The 17490-nt window shown below is 68.0% G+C and carries 14 protein-coding genes; 7 read left to right on the forward strand and 7 right to left on the reverse strand.

The annotated features are described in order from the left end of the window. Positions 1–108 precede the first annotated feature (108 nt). Positions 109–753 carry an outer membrane protein gene (locus tag J7654_RS11165; protein WP_245195472.1) on the forward strand — a complete coding sequence of 215 codons (645 nt, stop codon included), beginning with the start codon at positions 109–111 and terminating at the stop codon, positions 751–753. A 64-nt stretch (positions 754–817) separates the two neighbouring features. Here J7654_RS11165 and J7654_RS11170 read toward each other — a convergent pair whose 3' ends face one another. From J7654_RS11170 to J7654_RS11180, 3 genes are read right to left on the reverse strand one after another with little or no spacing between them, the layout of a single operon-like run. Next, a complete protein-coding gene (locus tag J7654_RS11170; RefSeq protein ID WP_209736010.1) occupies positions 818–1414 on the reverse strand; it encodes a glutathione S-transferase in 597 nt (198 codons plus the stop codon). 22 nt (positions 1415–1436) lie between these two features. Next, entirely contained in the window at positions 1437–1913 is a 477-nt protein-coding gene (locus J7654_RS11175; protein WP_245195473.1) for a hypothetical protein, read from the reverse strand. Positions 1914–1960: 47 nt separating this feature from the next. Beyond that, entirely contained in the window at positions 1961–2809 is an 849-nt protein-coding gene (locus tag J7654_RS11180) for a 23S rRNA (adenine(2030)-N(6))-methyltransferase RlmJ (protein ID WP_209736012.1), read from the reverse strand. A 96-nt stretch (positions 2810–2905) separates the two neighbouring features. Here J7654_RS11180 and J7654_RS11185 point away from each other — a divergent pair, with 96 nt between their 5' ends. Further along, positions 2906–5014, forward strand: coding sequence for a molybdopterin-containing oxidoreductase family protein (locus J7654_RS11185; RefSeq protein WP_209736013.1), 2109 nt, complete (start codon positions 2906–2908; stop codon positions 5012–5014). Here the strand turns inward: J7654_RS11185 and purN are convergent. Together purN and purM are read right to left on the reverse strand one after the other, a co-directional pair. Then, positions 5011–5673, reverse strand: a complete 663-nt coding sequence (purN, locus tag J7654_RS11190; RefSeq protein ID WP_209736014.1) for a phosphoribosylglycinamide formyltransferase — start codon at positions 5671–5673, stop codon at positions 5011–5013. The genes J7654_RS11185 and purN overlap by 4 nt on opposite strands. After that, positions 5670–6743 carry a phosphoribosylformylglycinamidine cyclo-ligase gene (gene purM, locus J7654_RS11195; protein WP_209736015.1) on the reverse strand — a complete coding sequence of 358 codons (1074 nt, stop codon included), beginning with the start codon at positions 6741–6743 and terminating at the stop codon, positions 5670–5672. The genes purN and purM overlap by 4 nt, the downstream gene beginning before the upstream one ends. Before the next feature lie 123 nt (positions 6744–6866). Here purM and J7654_RS11200 point away from each other — a divergent pair, with 123 nt between their 5' ends. The 4 genes from J7654_RS11200 (at position 6867) to J7654_RS11215 (ending at position 12720) form a co-directional block, all read left to right on the forward strand. Then, entirely contained in the window at positions 6867–8063 is a 1197-nt protein-coding gene (locus tag J7654_RS11200; RefSeq protein ID WP_245195474.1) for an AI-2E family transporter, read from the forward strand. Then, positions 8060–8755, forward strand: coding sequence for a P-loop NTPase family protein (locus tag J7654_RS11205; protein ID WP_209736016.1), 696 nt, complete (start codon positions 8060–8062; stop codon positions 8753–8755). The genes J7654_RS11200 and J7654_RS11205 overlap by 4 nt, the downstream gene beginning before the upstream one ends. A gap of 277 nt (positions 8756–9032) precedes the next feature. Next, positions 9033–11216 carry an RNA degradosome polyphosphate kinase gene (locus J7654_RS11210; protein ID WP_245195766.1) on the forward strand — a complete coding sequence of 728 codons (2184 nt, stop codon included), beginning with the start codon at positions 9033–9035 and terminating at the stop codon, positions 11214–11216. Beyond that, on the forward strand, positions 11200–12720 hold the full coding sequence (locus tag J7654_RS11215) for a Ppx/GppA phosphatase family protein (RefSeq protein ID WP_209736017.1): 1521 nt from the start codon (positions 11200–11202) through the stop codon (positions 12718–12720). Before J7654_RS11210 ends, J7654_RS11215 begins: the two co-directional genes overlap by 17 nt. On the opposite strand, the gene rnd is transcribed toward J7654_RS11215, so the two are convergent. Next, positions 12717–13868, reverse strand: a complete 1152-nt coding sequence (gene rnd / locus J7654_RS11220) for a ribonuclease D (protein WP_209736018.1) — start codon at positions 13866–13868, stop codon at positions 12717–12719. The genes J7654_RS11215 and rnd overlap by 4 nt on opposite strands. A gap of 197 nt (positions 13869–14065) precedes the next feature. Here rnd and aspS point away from each other — a divergent pair, with 197 nt between their 5' ends. Further along, positions 14066–15856, forward strand: a complete 1791-nt coding sequence (gene aspS, locus J7654_RS11225; protein ID WP_209736019.1) for an aspartate--tRNA ligase — start codon at positions 14066–14068, stop codon at positions 15854–15856. Between the two features lie 309 nt (positions 15857–16165). On the opposite strand, the gene J7654_RS11230 is transcribed toward aspS, so the two are convergent. Continuing rightward, a complete protein-coding gene (locus J7654_RS11230; RefSeq protein WP_209736020.1) occupies positions 16166–17335 on the reverse strand; it encodes a hypothetical protein in 1170 nt (389 codons plus the stop codon). Positions 17336–17490: the final 155 nt, after the last annotated feature.

Here is a 17490-nt window from a genome sequence, read left to right on the forward strand (position 1 = left end):
CGAAGGCACGGCCGGGAACGGCCTTCGGTGCACGGGGTTCTCCCCGAAGAAGAGGTTCGGGGTCGCGGCATTCTCGCGATCCCTTTCGGAGTGGTGACGGTGAGATCGTTGCGCATCCTTTCGGTTCTCGGCGCCCTGGCGGCGTCTACGGCGTCCGCGCTGGGGGCCGATGCCGTGTTTGAACAGGATGCCGCGCCGTCCGTTTCGCTTCCCGCGCTCTACACCTGGACCGGCCCCTATGCCGGCGGCTTCGTGGGCTACAATTTCTCCAATTTCGACCAGAGCGGCGGCGCCGACTTCGACGGCGAGGGCTTCGTGGGCGGCGTCTATGCCGGCTACAATCTGCAGACCGACCAGCTCGTCTACGGCCTCGAGGCCGACATCGGCGGTTCGGACGTGGATGCGGGCGGCTTCAACAATGCCGCCGGCCTGCCGGTGGGATCGGACGGGAACGCCTTCGGCTCGCTGCGCGCGCGGCTGGGCTGGGCCTACGATTCGATCCTGCTCTTCGCCACCGGCGGCCTTGCCGTGTCCGGGAACGAATTGTCGCTGGCCGGGGCGGACGACCAAAACACCCATTTCGGCTACACGGTCGGCGCGGGCGTGGAGGCGGCGGTAACGGACAATCTGTCGTCGCGGCTGGAATACCGCTATTCGGATTTCGAATCGAAGGACTACAATCTCGGTAACGTCACCATCTCGTCGGGCTTCGACGAGCATTCGATCCGCGCCGGCCTTGCGCTGAAGTTCTGAGCCGCACGGGCGCATCGAAAAAAAAGGCGCCCAAGGGCGCCTTTTTTTATTTGAATCGCTGGCATCAGGCCCGGGGGCTGATCTCGGTAAAGGGCGCGAAGCGCCGTCCGAAGTCCTCCACGAAGAGCACGAGCCCGGGATGGCCGTCCTCCCATTTCCCCTTGAAGCGGAAATTCAGCCAGCCGAGTACGGCGGCCAAGGCGAAATGGCCGATATTGAGCGCCTCGGGAAGCTTGTCCACTTCCGCTTCGAGCCGGTCCAGCCCACGCACGGCGCGGGTCCATTGACGGTCCGTCCAGCCCTCGTGCCGCTTCTCGGCGGGGCGAAAGCGCTCCTCGTAGACGACGAGGATGGCCGCATCGGCGACGCCGTCCGCCAGCGCTTCCACCCGCTTGGCCTGGAGCCATTGCTCGGTGGTTTGCGGAATCAGCAGATTGCCGCTGATGCGGTCGAGATACTCGCAGATCACGCGGCTGTCATAGACTGTCCCGCCATCTTCCAGCACCAGCGTGGGGATCTTGCCGAGCGGGTTCGCCGCCACCAGGCCGGAGGGCTGGTCGGTCGTGTCGACGAACTCGAGCTCCAGCGGCAGGTCGCAGTGCTCGGCGGCGAGCCGCACCTTCACCGAGTAGGGCGAGGCGGGAGAGCAGAGAAGACGCATCGTGGCCCCTGTGTCGAAAGGATCAGAAGCGGCGCAGCGACTCGCAGTTCGCGCCGTAGATCTTCCACTTGTCGTAGCCGAGGAAGCACCCTTCCGCGCGCCAGCCGATGGAGGCAAAGCCCATCGGATGCTCGATCACGTAGTAGACCGTGGTGCGCGGCGAGCCGTCCTTCACGTCCACATTGGCGATGGTGGCCTCGCCCTGGCAGTAGCGCCGCTCGATCTGGCGCGGGCCTCCCTTGGGGAAGTAGGCGCGCTCGGCCAGCCGGCCGAACTCGGCCACATCCAGCGGCGCGGGAATGACGCGCACCGCGCCATATTCGAATTGGTCCTCCACCTGCGCCAGAACGCGCGGATCGTCGCACGCCGGAACAAGGGCCGGCTGCACCGCCATGGGGGCCGCCTCGGGCAGGGGGCGAAGATCGGCGGCCAGCGCGGGCTGGAGGCCGGAGAGAGCAAGGCACGCGGCCATCGCCGCGCTCGAAAGACGTTTCAGCATGGGCGGGACCCCTCCTCGCACGCATCGATTCTCTGGAAGGTATCGCATCAGCCCGCCTCGCTGGCCAGCGCAATGATGCCACAATGGGCGCTCTCATTCACGCCGAGCACGGGCAGGAGCGCTTTCATGATGTCCGTCGCCTCCTGTGCGAAGACGAAGGGCGGGTTGACGACGGCCAGCCCGGAGCCGACCAGCGTCTCGCCGGGCGTGAAGCCTTCGCGGAAGAATTCGGCCGCCAGGACATCGGGCATGCCGCTCTCGCGCAGCAGCCGATGCAGCTTCTCGCGCTCGGCGGGGCGCTTGATGGGATACCAGATCGCGTAGGTGCCGCCCGGCCAGCGCCGGTGCGCGCGGGCGACGGTCTGGACGATCCGCTCCGTCTCGCCGCCCTCCTCGAAGGGCGGGTCGATGAGGACGAGCCCCCGCTTCTCCTTCGGCGGCACATGCGCGCCGAGCGCCAGCCAGCCGTCGAGCTCGATGGCCTTGACCTGCACGTCGCCGGCGAACTCGGCGGCCAGGGCCTTCGCGTCCACCGGATGCAGCTCGTAGGCCGAGAGGCGGTCCTGCCGGCGCAGGAGGCGGCGGGCGAGCAGCGGCGAGCCGGGATAGGCCGCGCCTTGCGCCTGCGCCGTCACCTCGCGAACCACGGCGAGATAGTCGGCCAGCAGAGGGTGGCCGGCGGCCGGGGAGGCGAGGAGAGCGGTGATGCCGCCCAGATGCTCGCCCGTGCGTCTCGCCTCCTCGCCGGAAAGGTCGTAGCGCCCGCGCCCGGCATGGGTGTCGATGACGCGAAACGGCTTCTCCTTGCGCTTCAGATAGGCGACGAGCCGCGCCAGAAGCGCGTGCTTGACGACATCGGCGAAGTTTCCGGCATGGAAGGCGTGGCGGTAGTTCAAGGATGGCGGCTCCGCTGGGACGCTCCTCCCTATCGCGATGGCTTGCATTCGCGAAATGAATTTCGGCGTGGCGGCGGCGCAGGTTATAAGCATTCCATGAACAAGCCGCTCGATCACCGCACGGGCTTCACCGCCTGTCCGCACGACTGCCCGTCCACCTGCGCGCTGGAGGTCGATATTCTCGACCCGCGCACCATCGGGCGTGTGCGCGGGGCGGCCGGCAACAGCTACACGGCCGGGGTGATCTGCGCCAAGGTCGCCCGCTATGCCGAGCGCACCCACCATCCGGACCGCCTGATGAAGCCGCTGCGCCGGGTGGGTGCCAAGGGCGCCGGCGACTGGGGCGAGATATCGTGGGAGGACGCGCTCGACCTGGTGGCCGAAGCCTTCCTGAAGGCCGAGGCCCGCTACGGGCCGGAAGCGGTCTGGCCCTATTTCTATGCCGGGACGATGGGCCTCGTGCAGCGCGACGGCATCAACCGGCTGCGCCACGCCAAAGGCTATTCCAACCAGTTCGATTCCATCTGCACCAACACCGCCTGGACCGGCTTCGTCGCCGGCACCGGCAAGCTGATGGGCGTCGACCCGCGCGAGATGGCCGCATCCGATTGCGTCGTCATCTGGGGCACCAACGCGGTGGCGACGCAGGTCAACGTGATGACCCACGCGATCCGCGCCCGCAAGGAGCGCGGCGCGCGGATCGTCGTCGTCGACATCTACGACAACGCCACGATGAAGCAGGCCGACATGGGCCTGAAGCTGCGCCCCGGCACGGATGCGGCGCTGGCCTGCGCGCTGATGCATGTCGCCTTCCGCGACGGCACGGCCGACCGCGACTATCTGGCCCGCTACACGGACGACCCGGCGGGGCTCGAGGCGCATCTGCAAACGCGCACGCCGCAATGGGCGGCGTCGATCACCGGCTTGTCGGCGGAGGAGATCGAGGCCTTCGCCGGCCTTATCGGCTCCACGCCGCGCACCTTCTTCCGCCTCGGCTACGGCTTTACCCGCCAGCGCAACGGCGCGGTGGCCATGCATGCGGCGCTCAGCGTGCCGACCGTCTTCGGCCACTGGAAGAGCGAGGGCGGCGGCGCCTTCCACAATAACGGCGCGATCTGGAATCTCGACAAGAGGATCATCGAGGGCCACGAATTCCGCGATCCCTCCGTGCGCCATCTCGACCAGTCGAAGATCGGCCGCGTTCTCACCGGCGAGGCGCAGGCGCTGGCCGGCGGGCCGCCCGTCGCGGCGATGATCGTGCAGAACACCAATCCGATGAATGTCGCGCCGGAGCAGCGGCTGGTGCGGCAGGGCTTCGCGCGCGAGGACCTCTTCGTCTGCGTGCACGAGCAGTTCATGACCGATACGGCCGCCATGGCCGATCTCGTGCTGCCCGCGACCACCTTCCTGGAGCATGACGACATCTATCGCGGCGGCGGGCAGAGCCACATCCTCTTCGGCCCCAGGCTGGTGGAGGCGCCCGAGACCGTGCGCAGCAACCATTTCGTGGTGGAGGAGCTGGCAAGGCGGCTCGGCGTCTCCGACCGGCCGGGCTTCGGCCTGAGCGAGCGCGAGCAGGTGGACGCGCTGCTGCGCATCAGCGGCTATGGCGGGCTCGACCGGCTGGAGGCAGAGCGCTGGATCGACGTGCAGCCGAGCTTCGAGGAGGCGCATTTCCTGAAGGGTTTCCACAATCCGGACGGCCGGTTCCGCTTCAGGCCGGACTGGAAGGGCATGGCGGGGCCGAACCGCCCTCCGGCCTCCATGGGCCTGCTCGGGCCTGTCGAGGCGCTGCCGCAATTCCCGGACCATGCCGAGTTGAACGAGGCGGCGGACGAGGCCCATCCCTTCAAGCTTGCGACAGCACCGGCCCGCCAGTTCCTGAACTCGTCCTTCAGCGAGACCAAGGGGTCTGCCACCCGCGAGGGGCGGCCGGAGCTGATGGTGCATCCGCAGGACGCCGCGCGCCTCTCCCTGGCGGAGGGCGAGAAAGTGCTGATCGGCAACCGGCGCGGCGAGATCGCGCTGCCGGTGAAGATCACCGATGCGGTCAAGCCGGGCGTGGTGCTTCATGAAGGCCTGTGGCCGAACTCGGCCTTCGAGCGAGGCGAGGGGATCAACACGCTGGTCGGCGCCGATTCGCCCGCGCCCTTCGGCGGAGTCGCCTTCCACGACGTGGCCGTCTGGCTGCGCCCGGCGCTCTAGCTCGCGGCGGGCGACATCAGGAGGCCGGCGCCGTCCGCCTCCTCCATGTCGACGATCGCGCGCGCGCCCTCCATCCGGGCCCGGCCGCTGGCCACCAGCCGCAGCGCATGGGGGTAGAGCCGGTGCTCGGCCGCCAGGAGGCGGTTCTCCAGGTTCGCTATGGTGTCGCCGGGGCGCACGGGAATGGCGGCCTGGGCGATGATGGGGCCGCCATCCATCTCTTCGGTCACGAAATGCACCGTGCAGCCATGCAGGCGCATGCCCGCCTCCAGAGCCCGCCTGTGCGTGTCGAGGCCCGGAAAGAGCGGCAGCAGCGAGGGGTGGATGTTGATCATGCGGCCCGCGAAGCGGGCCACGAAGCGCGGCGTCAGAAGCCGCATGTAGCCGGCAAGGCACACGATCCGCGCGCCCGAGGCCTCGATGGCCTCGGCCACCTTCTCCTCATGCGCCTCGCGGGAGGAGAAGAGCTTCTGGTCCACCGCCACGGCCTCGATGCCGTGGCTGCGGGCGATGTCGAGTCCGGCCGCCGCCGGCTTGTTGGAGACGACGAGCACGATCTCGGCGGGGAAGTCGTTGTCCTTCGCCGCCTCGATCAGCGCGCTCATGTTGGAACCGCGGCCCGAGATCATTACCGCGACGCGTGTCTTGCCGGTGCTCATGAAAGCTTCAGCTCGCCGTCATAGGTCACGGCGTCCCGCGCCTCGCGCGGCAGGATACGGCCGAGCGGCACCACGCTCTCGCCCTCGCCCTGGAGGATCGCGGAGATCTCCACCGCGTCCGCCTCCGAGACGACGACAATCATGCCGATGCCGCAGTTGAAGGTGCGCAGCATCTCCGGCACGGCCACGCCGCCCTCCCGCGCTAGCCAGCCGAAGACGGGCGGCACCGGAATGGCGCCGAGGTCTATCTCGGCGCGCAGATGCTCGGGCAGGACGCGCGGGATGTTCTCGGGAAAGCCGCCGCCCGTGATGTGGGCCAGCGCCTTCACGCCGTCGCCCGCCCGGATCGCCGCCAGGAGCGGCTTCACATAGATGCGTGTCGGCGCCAGCAGTGCCTCGGCCAGCGTGCGGCCGGCATCGAACGGGGCGGGGGCCTCATAGGCCGCGCCGCTCGTCTCCACGATGCGGCGCACCAGCGAATAGCCGTTGGAATGGCAGCCGGAGGAGGCAAGGCCAAGGATCACGTCGCCGGAGGCGAGGTCCGCCGAGGGCAGGAGGCGCCCGCGCTCGGCCGCGCCGACGGCAAAGCCGGCAAGGTCGTAGTCCTCCTTGGCGTAGAGGCCGGGCATCTCGGCCGTCTCGCCCCCGATCAGCGCGCAGCCCGCCTGCCGGCAACCATCCGCGATCCCCGTGACAATGGCTTCGCCCTGCGCCGGATCGAGCTTGCCGGTGGCGAAATAATCGAGGAAGAACAAGGGCTCGGCGCCTTGCACCACCAGGTCGTTGACGCACATGGCCACGAGGTCGATGCCGATCGTGTCGTGCTTGCCGGTGTCGATGGCGATCTTCAGCTTGGTGCCGACGCCGTCATTGGCCGCCACCAGGACAGGGTCCGTGAAGCCGGCGGCCTTCAGGTCGAACAATCCGCCGAAGCCGCCGATCTCCCCGTCCGCGCCCGGGCGGCGCGTGGAGCGCACCAGAGGCTTGATGCGCCGGACGAGTTCGTTGCCCGCGTCGATGTCGACGCCCGCCTGCGCATAGGTCAGCCCGTTCTTGCCTTCCGCACTCATTCGGCGCCTCGCTCGTGTTCCATTGGTCGCTCGGTTGGCACGCGGATACGCGCGAGGCAAGCCCGCCGCCCTTGACCCGCCACTTTTCGCCCGCCTATCTCGTGGAAGGCAACGATGCCGCGCATGGAGACGGCCAAGATGATAGCGGACCGAAGCCGGCTCCTGCGCCGACAGGTTCTGTTCTGGGGCATCACCGCCATTCTGGTGTCGATGGCGTTGTGGCTGTTCCGCGGCATTCTCCTGCCCTTCGTGCTCGGCATGGTGCTGGCCTATTTCCTGGACCCCATCGCCGACTGGTTCACCAAGCGCGGCTTCTCGCGGCTGATGGCCTCGATCGTCATCACCATCATTTTCCTCGTCCTGTTCGCGGCGATCCTGCTCGTCGTCGTGCCGGTCATCGTCGGGCAGGTGGCCGCCTTCGCCGAGCGCCTGCCGCAATATCTCCAGCGGCTGGAGGAACTGGCCATCGAGGCGCGCGCCGGGCCGCTGTCCTTCCTGTTCGAGGATTCCGAGCAGACGATGAGCCAGGACTTCAACGCCATCGTGCGCGACAGCTCGGCCTTCGTCACCTCCTTCGTCGGCCAGATCTGGACATCGAGCCTGGCGGTGGTGAACTTCCTCGCGCTCTTCGTCGTCACGCCCGTGGTCGCCTTCTACCTGCTGCTCGACTGGGACCGGATGATCGACAAGATCGATAGCTGGGTGCCGCGCCAGCATCTCGTCACCGTGCGCCGGCTGGCGCGGGAGGTGGACCGCTCCGTCGCCGGTTTCGTGCGCGGGCAGGGCACGGTCTGCCTGCTCCTGGGCACCTATTATGCGGTGGGGCTGGCTCTGGTGGGGCTCAATTTCGGCCTTCTCATCGGCCTTTTCGCGGGGTTGATCTCCTTCATCCCCTATGTCGGCTCGGCGCTCGGCCTCGTCATCGCGCTGGGCGTGGCGCTGGTGCAGTTCTCGCCGGACTGGATCTGGATCGTCGCCACGCTCGCGGTCTTCTTCTCGGGCCAGTTTCTGGAAGGCAACATCCTCCAGCCCAAGCTGGTGGGCGCCTCGGTCGGCCTGCATCCGGTGTGGCTCATGTTCGCGCTCTTCGCCTTCGGTGCAATCTTCGGCTTCGTCGGCCTTCTCATCGCGGTGCCGGCGGCGGCGGCCATCGGCGTCCTCATGCGCTTTGCCATCACCAAGTATCTCGAGAGCGAAATGTATTTCGGACGCACCGTGGAGGCCGGCCCCGTGCCGCCCGCCATCGAAAGCAACGACCTTTCGAGCGCCCTCAAGGCCACCTTCGAGCCCGGGGAGGAGAAGCCGGGGGACGCCGCGTGAACCGCTCGCGCCAGCTTCCGCTGCTGTGGCCGCACCGGCCCTCGACCGCGCGGGACGACCTCGTGGTCGGCCCGTCCAACGAACTGGCGGTCGCCGCGCTGGACGCCTGGCCCGACTGGCCCCATCCGGTCCTCTACGTCGCGGGGCCCGAAGGGTCCGGCAAGAGCCATTTGGGCGCCGCCTGGAGCGAGAGGTCCGGGGCGCTGCCCTTCGCCCCCGGCATCGAGCGGAGCGAGGCCCCCTTTGCCGTCTTCCTCGACGATCTGGGGCGCGCGCGCCGTTCGGAGGAGGCGGTGTTCGCGCTCCTCAACGCCGCGCGGCTGGGCGGCGGCACGGTGCTCGTCGCGGCGCATGGCGCGCCGGCAACGCTCGACCTGCGCCTGCCGGACCTCGTGTCCCGGCTCCAGGCCGCCACCATGGTTACGCTCGGCGTGCCGGACGAGGCGCTTCTCTTAGGTGTTCTCGTCAAGCTCTTCGCCGACCGGCAGATCGAGATCGACCCGCGCCTGGTGGAGGCGATGCTGCCCCGCATGGAACGCTCGCTGGACGCCGCGCGGCGGCTGGTGGAGCGGATCGACCGGGAGACGCTGGCCTCGGGCCGCAAGGCCACGCGCGCGCTGGTGCTCGACCTTCTGGCCGAGATGGGCGACAAGGAGGGCGACCGTCGTGAAACCGTCAGGCAAGTGCCCTAACTCCCTCCGGTCCAGCATCTTTTAAAGAAGGGTCGGTCCGGTCCCCATGAGTGCGCCCATGTCATCCTCCCGCTCCGCCAAGACGCCAGACAAGACGGGGGAGCGCCCCAAGCGCAAGCGCCGTGCGCCGCGCACCTCCTCCGTCAGCGAAAGCGTGGTGGTGACGCAGGCGCCGGACGAGCCTTCCCCCGGCGCACCGGCGCCGCAGCCGGGCGAGCGCGCGCCCGACATCGTGCTCGTGCGGGAGGCCGAGCCGGAACGGCCCCTGATGGAGGCGATGGGCGAGGTGCCGGCCAGCGCGGAACTGCCGCCGGCTCCCCCGGCCGAGCTGCCGGCCGATCGCTTCATCAACCGCGAGATTTCCTGGCTCCAGTTCAACCGCCGCGTTCTGGAGGAGGCGGGCAACCCGGCTCACCCGCTGCTGGAGCGCGTGCGCTTCCTCTCCATTTCCGCCGGCAATCTCGATGAGTTCTTCATGGTGCGCGTCGCCGGCCTCGCGGGGCAGGTGCGCGAGAAGATCCCCGTGCGCTCCGACGACGGGCTGATGCCGCAGGAGGCGCTGGACAAGGTGCTGGACGAGGTGGGCGTGCTCCAGGAGGAGCAGCAGGCCGCGCTGGCCAGCCTCGTGCGCGAGCTGAAGCACGAGAAGATCATGATCGTCGCCGCCGGCGACCTGAAGAAGGACGACCGCGCCTGGCTCCAGCGCCATTTCGACGAGGCGATCTTCCCGGTCCTCACGCCGCTCTCCATCGACCCGGCGCACCCGTTCCCCTTCATTCCTAATCTCGGCTTCTCCATGGCGCTGGCGCTGGTGCGCGAGCGCGACAACCACAAGATGAACGCGCTGCTGCGCCTGCCGGTGGCGCTCCAGCGCTTCATCGAGATGCCGGTGACGGAGGGCGGGCAGTATCGCTTCGTCCCGCTGGAAAGCGTCGTCGCCGCTTTCATCGGCCGGCTCTTCCCGGGCTACAAGGTGCGCGGGCAGGGCACCTTCCGCATCATCCGCGATTCCGACATCGAGGTGGAGGAGGAGGCCGAGGACCTCGTGCGCCTGTTCGAGACGGCGCTGAAGCGCCGCCGGCGCGGCTCGGTGATCCGCATCGAGTTCGATTCGGTCATGCCCGAATCCCTGCGCAATTTCGTCGCCACGGAGCTGGGCGTGTCGGAGAACCGCGTCTCGGTGATGGACGGGATGCTGGCGCTGGATTCGGTGTCGCAGATCGTCCGGCTGCCGCGCGACGATTTGAAGTTCGACCCCTACATCCCGCGGTTTCCCGAGCGCATCCGCGAGCACAATGGCGATTGCTTCGCGGCCATCCGCGAGAAGGACATCGTCGTCCACCACCCCTATGAGAGCTTCGATGTGGTGGTGCAGTTCCTGCGCCAGGCGGCGATGGACCCCTGCGTCGTCGCCATCAAGCAGACGCTCTACCGCACCTCGAACGACAGCCCCATCGTGCGCGCGCTGATCGACGCGGCCGAATCCGGCAAGTCTGTCACGGCGCTGGTCGAGCTGAAGGCCCGCTTCGACGAGGAGGCCAACATCAAATGGGCGCGCGACCTGGAGCGAGCCGGCGTGCAGGTCGTGTTCGGCTTCATCGAGAAGAAGACGCATTCCAAGCTCTCGCTCGTGGTGCGCCGGGACGAGGGCAAGATCACCTCCTTCGTCCATGTCGGAACGGGCAACTACCACCCCATCACCGCGAAGATCTATACGGACCTGTCCTACTTCACGGCCGACCCGGACATCGCGCACGATGTGGGGCAGATCTTCAACTACATCACCGGCTATGCCGAGCCGACGGAGCTGCGCAAGGTCGCGATCTCGCCGCTCAATCTGCGCAAGCGCATCCTGTCCCTCATCGAGGCCGAGGTGGAGCACGAGCGCGCGGGGCGGCCCGGCCAGATCTGGATGAAGATGAACTCGCTGGTGGACGCCGATATCATCGACGCGCTCTACCGGGCCAGCCAGGCGGGCGTGGAGATCGACCTCGTGGTGCGCGGCATCTGTTGCCTGAAGCCGCGCGTCGCCGGCCTTTCGGACAATATCCGCGTCAAGTCGATCGTCGGCCGCTTCCTGGAGCACAGCCGCATCTTCTGCTTCGGCAACGGTCACGGCTTGCCGTCCGAGCACGCCATCGTCTACATGAGTTCGGCCGACCTGATGCCGCGCAATCTCGACCGGCGTGTGGAGACGATGATCCCGATCAACACGCCCACCGTGCACAGCCAGGTTCTCTCGCAGATCATGCTCGCCAATGTGCTCGACAACCAGCAGAGCTGGTCGGTGCTGTCCGATGGCACCTCTCGTCGGATGACGCCGGCCGAGGGCGAGCCGCCGTTCAACGCCCAGCGCTACTTCATGACCAATCCGAGTCTCTCGGGTCGGGGAAAGGCCCTCAAGTCCAATGCTCCGAAGCTCATTGCCAGGCAGCGGGCCGAGCATGGCCGATTCGATTGAGGCGAGGGGCGGGCGGATCGCCGGGCGAAAGCCCGTCGCCGTCGTCGACATCGGGTCCAACTCGGTGCGCCTCGTCATCTATGAAGGCAATGCGCGCGCGCCTTCCATCCTCTTCAACGAAAAGGTCCTCTCGGGGCTGGGCAAGGGCCTCGCCCAGACGGGCCGCCTGAACGACAAGGCCGTGGCGAGCGCGGTGGAGGCGCTCACGCGCTTTGCGGCTCTGGCGCGCCATAGCGGCGTGGAGGAACTTTATCCCATCGCCACCGCCGCCGCGCGCGAGGCGCAGAACGGCCCGGACTTCATCGAGGCGGCCCAGGCCGCGATCGGCCGGCCGATCGTCATCCTCTCCGGGCCGGACGAGGCGCGCTTCGCGGCCGAGGGGGTGGTGGCCGGCTTCCATGCGCCGGACGGGATTGCGGGGGATCTCGGCGGCGGCAGCCTCGAGCTTGTCTCCATCGACAGGGGCGAGATCGGGCAGGGCATCACCATGCCGCTCGGCGGCCTGCGCCTCCAGGACCTTTCGGGCTCCGACACGACCAGGGCCCGCACCATCGCCGACAGGCACATGGCCGCCGTGTCCTTTGCCGCGAGCGGCAAGGGTCGGCCCTTCTTCGCCGTCGGCGGCACGTGGCGAAACCTCGCCAAGCTCCATATCGAGCAGAGCGGCTACCCGCTGCACGTCATGCACGGCTACCGCCTGAAGCCGGACGACATCGCCGACTTCTTGGATCGCGTGGCGCGCGAGGACGCCGACAAGCTGCCGGGCATCCGCGCCGTCTCGCGCTCGCGCCGCCCGCTCCTGGCCTACGGCGCCGTCGCGCTCCAGAGCGTCATCGCCCATCTGGCCCCGTCCGAGGTGCTGATGTCCGCCTACGGCGTACGGGAGGGCTATCTCCACGCGCGCCTCCCGGAGGCGGAGAAGGCCAGGGACCCTCTCATCGAATCGGCGCGCGAGCTTTGCGTGCTGCGCTCGCGCGCCCCCGCGCACGAGGAGGAGCTGATCGCCTTCTCGGCGCAGACCTTCGTGGCCTTCGGCATAGACGAGACGCCGGAGGAGGAGCGCCTGCGAGCCGCCGCCTGCCTGCTCGCCGATGTCTCCTGGCGCGCGCATCCCGATTATCGCGGCCGGCAGAGCCTGCAACTGGTCGTCCACTCGAACTTTCCGGCCGTGGACCATGCCGGCCGCACCTATCTCGGGCTCGCCAACTACTTTCGCTACGAGGGCAATTTCGACCAGGATTCCATGCCGCAGATCGAGCGGCTGATCGAGCCGCGCCTGCTGCAGCGGGCGCGTATCCTCGCTTCGCTCTTTCGCGTCGCCTACCTCCTCACGGCGGCAACCCCCGGCATCCTGCCCCATCTTTCCTGGATACAGGACCCGCGCGGCGGCTTTACCCTGGCCGTGCCGCCGCGTTTCGCGGGCCTGATCGGCGAGCGCCCGCAGGCGCGCCTCCAGCACTTCGCCAAGGTGGTGGAGCGCACGCTGCGCATGGAAGTGCGCTAAAGCTCGACCACCGCCACCTTGCGGTCGCGGAAGGCGAGGGCGGCCTTGCCGTCCAGAAGTTCCAGCGCGCGCTCGCCGAACAGGGAGCGCCGCCATCCTTCCAGGGCCGCCACCTTGGCGTCGGGGCCGTGTACCGCGATCTTTTCCAGATCGTCGCCGGAGGCGATAAGCCGCGCCGCGACCCCGCTTTCCTCGGTCACGATCTTCAGGAGCACGCGCAGGAACTCCACGGCCGCCGCCGTGCCCTCCGGCGGTTGCGGCGGGCGCGGGATGGGCGGCAGCTCGCCCTTGGGGATCGCCAGGGCGCGCTGGATGGCCGCCACGATCTCCTTGCCGGCGGCCGAGCGCTCGAAGCCGCGCGGAATGGTGCGCAGGCGCGAGAGCGCCTCTTCGTCCTTCGGCTGCTGCTGGGCGATCTCGAAGATCGCGTCGTCCTTCAGGATGCGCCCGCGCGGCTGGTCGCGCTGGCGCGCCTCGCGCTCGCGCCAGGCGGCCACTTCCTTGAGAACCGCCAGCTCGAGGGGCTTTCGCACCCGCAGCTTGAGCCGTGTCCAGGCATCGTCGGGATGCAGGTCGTAGGTCTCGGGCGCGGAGAGGATGCTCATCTCCTGCGCCACCCAGTCGCCTCGCCCTTCCGCGTCGATCCTGGACCTCAGCGCCCGGTAGACGTCGCGAAGATGCGTCACGTCCGCCAGGGCGTATTCGAGCTGGTTTTCCGACAGCGGCCGGCGGCGCCAGTCGGTGAAGCGGGAGGTCTTGTCGATCCGCCCGCTGGTCGTGCGCGCCACGAGCTGGTCGTAGGCGATGCTCTCGCCGAAGCCGCAGACCATGGCCGCGACCTGCGTGTCGAAGAGCGGCGCGGGGATCACGTCGCCGAGCTTGTAGACGATCTCGATATCCTGGCGCGCCGCGTGGAAGACCTTCATCACGCCCGGATCGGCCATCAGCGCGAAGAAGGGCTTGAGGTCGATGTCCTCCGCCAGCGGATCGACGAGGACAGCCAGATCGTCCGACGCCATCTGGATCAGGCACAATTGCGGCCAGAAGGTCGTCTCGCGGATGAACTCGGTGTCGACGGTGACGAATTCCGCCCTTGCCAGGGTTTCGCAGGCGCCCTGGAGCGCGGCGGTGGTGGTGATGAGGTTCATGCGCACTCTGAACTGGAGAGGGGCGAAAATGTCTGCCTTCGTCTCTTAAAGCGCTTTTCCATCCGATAGAAGCGCCTGCGCGGGCGCTCGAGGCCCGCAAATCTTGACAGGCGGCGGCGTCCCGTGCGCTTGTCCCGCGAATTTGAAAGGCGCGTGGCTTCGCGCCGATGATGCGAACCTATCCGGAAAGACTGCCCATGCACCGCTACCGCAGCCACACCTGTGCGGCCCTTCGCAAGGACGATGTCGGCTCGAATGTCCGTCTTTCGGGCTGGGTGCACCGCGTCCGCGACCATGGCGGCCTGCTCTTCATCGACCTTCGCGATCATTACGGGCTGACGCAGATCGTGGTCGATCCCGATTCGCCGGCCTTCAAGGTGGCCGAAAGCGTGCGCGGCGAATGGGTGATCCGCGTGGACGGGGAGGTGAAGGCCCGCTCGCCCGAAACCGTGAACGCCAGGCTGCCGACGGGCGAGATCGAGCTTTTCGCCCGCGAGATCGAGGTGCTTTCCCAGGCCAGGGAGCTGCCGCTGCCGGTCTTCGGCGAGCCGGACTACCCGGAAGACATCCGCCTCACCTACCGCTTCCTCGACCTGCGCCGCGAAACGCTGCATCGCAACATCGTGCGCCGCACGCAGATCATCGCGGCGATGCGCCGGCGCATGGCGGAGGCGGGCTTCACCGAATTCTCCACGCCCATCCTCACCGCCTCCTCGCCCGAGGGCGCGCGCGACTTCCTGGTGCCCAGCCGCATCCACCAGGGCAGGTTCTACGCCCTGCCGCAGGCCCCGCAGCAGTACAAGCAGCTCATCATGATGAGCGGCTTCGACCGCTACTTCCAGATCGCCCCCTGCTTCCGCGACGAGGATCCGCGGGCCGACCGCCTGCCCGGCGAGTTCTACCAGCTCGACCTGGAGATGAGCTTCATCGAGCAGGAAGACGTGTTCCAGACCATGGAACCGGTCATCCGCTCCATCTTCGAGGAGTTCGCGGACGGCAAGCCCGTGAGCCAGAGCTTCCGCCGCATTCCCTATGCCGAGGCCATGGCGAAATACGGCTCCGACAAGCCGGACCTGCGCAACCCCATCGAGATGAGCCCGGTGACGGAGCATTTCGCCGGCTCGGGCTTCAAGGTCTTCGCCAACATGATCGCGAGCGATCCGAAGGTGCAGGTCTGGGCGATCCCGGCGAAGACCGGTGGTAGCCGTGCCTTCTGCGACCGCATGAACTCCTGGGCGCAGGGCGAGGGCCAGCCCGGTCTCGGATACATCTTCTGGCGCGAGGAGGAGGGCAAGGTCACGGGCGCGGGGCCGCTGGCCAAGAACATCGGCGAGGAGCGCACCGAGGCGGTGCGCGTCCAGCTCGGCCTGGAGGCGGGCGACGCCTGCTTCTTCGTCGCGGGTCTGCCGGAGAAGTTCGTGGACTTCGCGGGGTCGGCGCGCACGCGTGTCGGTGAGGAACTCGACCTCGTGGACCGCGACCGTTTCGAGCTGGCCTGGATCGTGGACTTCCCCTTCTACGAGTGGAACGAGGACGAGAAGAAGGTCGACTTCTCGCACAACCCCTTCTCCATGCCGCAGGGCGGCATCGAGGCGCTGGAAGGGCAGGAGCCGCTGACGATCAAGGCGTTCCAGTACGATATCGTCTGCAACGGCTTCGAGATCGCCTCCGGGGGCATCCGCAACCATCTGCCCGAGACGATGGTGAAGGCCTTCGAGGTGGCCGGCTATACGCGGCAGGACGTGGAGGAGCGCTTCGGCGCGCTCTATCGCGCCTTCCAGTACGGCCCGCCGCCGCATGGCGGCATGGCGGCTGGCATCGACCGCATCGTCATGCTGCTCTGCGGCGTCAGGAACCTGCGCGAGATCACCATGTTCCCGATGAACCAGCAGGCCCATGACCTTCTGATGAACGCTCCGGCCGAGGCCAGCCCCGCGCAGATGCGTGAACTGGGGCTGCGCGTCATACCGTCCGCCCCCAAGGCATGAAGAAAGGGCGCTCCGGCGCCCTTTTTCGATTCCCCTCGCAAGGGCTTAGGCCGGGTTCCTGAATCGGAATGCGAAGCGGCCGGCAGGCTCCACGGCCCCATGCGGTAGCGCCACAGCAGGAGCCCCTCCGCGTGGGCCGAAAGGGTTGGAAGTCCCGGGCGGTGGTCGCGGCGCTTGGCGAGGCGGCAAAGGGCCGGCTGCCCTTTCCGATATCGCGCGCGGGCGGGAAATGCCGCCGGCGCATGGTTTCGAAAAGCGAGGCCGAAGCGCCCCCGAGCGCCAGCGAGACGATCAGGGGCGCGTCATCCACTAATCGTTCGATCGCACGGTCAGCGAGAGCACCGCGGGCAGGGTCTGCGGGGCGCCCATGGCTGCGCCGATCACCTGCGTGGCCGGCACCGGGGCAGGCGGCTCGATGGCGACGACGATGTTGTCGGGCGCGCGCAGGAAGTTCTCGACCGCCTGCGTCACCTCCGCCTGGAACTGCGGGTTCTGGAGATAGCCGAGCGCGAGCGGAAGGGTCTGCAGCAACTGGTCGATCAGCGCGTCGCGGCTCTGGCCGTTCCGCTCGGCGTAATAGTCCAGGATCTTGTTCGTCAGCGAGGCGTCGTCGAAGGTCAGCTCGGCCGAGTTCAGGTAGAGCTGCGAGATCAGCCCGATCATGGCCATGCCGGTGGCGTTCTGCCCGTCCGGGTTCGCGGCCATCTGGCTCTGAAGCTGGGCCAGCGACTGCATGAAGGCCGGCGTGTAGCCGGTGATGGTGTAGGCGAAGGACAGCACGCCCGTGTCCTGCACATTGATGGCGAGCGGCGAGAGCGAGAGCTCGCCCGTTTCCGTGTTCCACAGCGCATTGCCGGAGATGTCGCCGCGCACCTGCGGATAGCCGATCTCGGCCATCGTGCGCGCGCCCTCCGAATCGGGGCTGATGGTTGAATCGAACATGAATTCTCGAACGGTGAAATCAGCCGAGAAGCCGCCCTGCGGGCCCGGCTGGTTGTTTATGGCCAGCCCAGACAGGCGGAACGCCTCGCCGCCCTCTCGCTCCACGATCATGGTTTCGAGCCCGGCACGCTCCGCCTGCAGATCCGTCATGGCATCTTCGGCGCCTTCCGGCGCGATGGTCAGCCCCTCGAACATGATGCCGGAGACCAGCGTCCGGCCACCCTCCTGCACGTGTTCGATATCCTCGAACGGCACCCGCTCGACGCGCCAGCCCTCGGCGTTCGATCCGGTGACGGTTTCGAATCGCACGGTCTCGAGCTCGAACGATTCCTCACCCGCCCCGACGCGAACGCCCGACAGGATCACATCCTCGCCCTCCGCCGTCGCGGCGGAGAACTCGAGCGGCGTTCCCTGTTCGGCGAAAACGCTTTGCAGCCGGGCCGCGAAGGCGTCCGCTTCCGCCGCGAGGGCGGAGGTGGAGCCGAGAAGGAGAAGGGCGAGGCCGCCACTCAGTCGGGTGATGCCGTTGCGGACCATGCGGAACCTTTCGGGGATGGCTTGAGGGGCGGCTCGCGCCGCCGGGGAATCGGTTTGCGTGTTCTGACTTAGGAATAGCCGATAGGACGGCAAGCGGCATCTGGGGAGAGGCCCGCCCATGTGGATGGACCGGCCGAAAGCGGAAACTGTGTTTG

This window comes from Aureimonas populi (genome assembly GCF_017815515.1).
Classification (GTDB): domain Bacteria; phylum Pseudomonadota; class Alphaproteobacteria; order Rhizobiales; family Rhizobiaceae; genus Aureimonas; species Aureimonas populi.

Excerpts from the sequence above, each read along its gene's own strand:
- purN (WP_209736014.1), bottom strand. The coding sequence starts at position 5,673 with ATGAGCACCGGCAAGACACGCGTCGCGGTAATGATCTCGGGCCGCGGT.
- J7654_RS11215 (WP_209736017.1), top strand. The coding sequence starts at position 11,200 with ATGGCCGATTCGATTGAGGCGAGGGGCGGGCGGATCGCCGGGCGAAAG.
- purM (WP_209736015.1), bottom strand. The coding sequence starts at position 6,743 with ATGAGTGCGGAAGGCAAGAACGGGCTGACCTATGCGCAGGCGGGCGTC.
- J7654_RS11200 (WP_245195474.1), top strand. The coding sequence starts at position 6,867 with ATGGAGACGGCCAAGATGATAGCGGACCGAAGCCGGCTCCTGCGCCGA.
- J7654_RS11175 (WP_245195473.1), bottom strand. The coding sequence starts at position 1,913 with ATGCTGAAACGTCTTTCGAGCGCGGCGATGGCCGCGTGCCTTGCTCTC.
- J7654_RS11210 (WP_245195766.1), top strand. The coding sequence starts at position 9,033 with ATGGGCGAGGTGCCGGCCAGCGCGGAACTGCCGCCGGCTCCCCCGGCC.
- rnd (WP_209736018.1), bottom strand. The coding sequence starts at position 13,868 with ATGAACCTCATCACCACCACCGCCGCGCTCCAGGGCGCCTGCGAAACC.
- J7654_RS11230 (WP_209736020.1), bottom strand. The coding sequence starts at position 17,335 with ATGGTCCGCAACGGCATCACCCGACTGAGTGGCGGCCTCGCCCTTCTC.
- J7654_RS11170 (WP_209736010.1), bottom strand. The coding sequence starts at position 1,414 with ATGCGTCTTCTCTGCTCTCCCGCCTCGCCCTACTCGGTGAAGGTGCGG.
- J7654_RS11185 (WP_209736013.1), top strand. The coding sequence starts at position 2,906 with ATGAACAAGCCGCTCGATCACCGCACGGGCTTCACCGCCTGTCCGCAC.
- aspS (WP_209736019.1), top strand. The coding sequence starts at position 14,066 with ATGCACCGCTACCGCAGCCACACCTGTGCGGCCCTTCGCAAGGACGAT.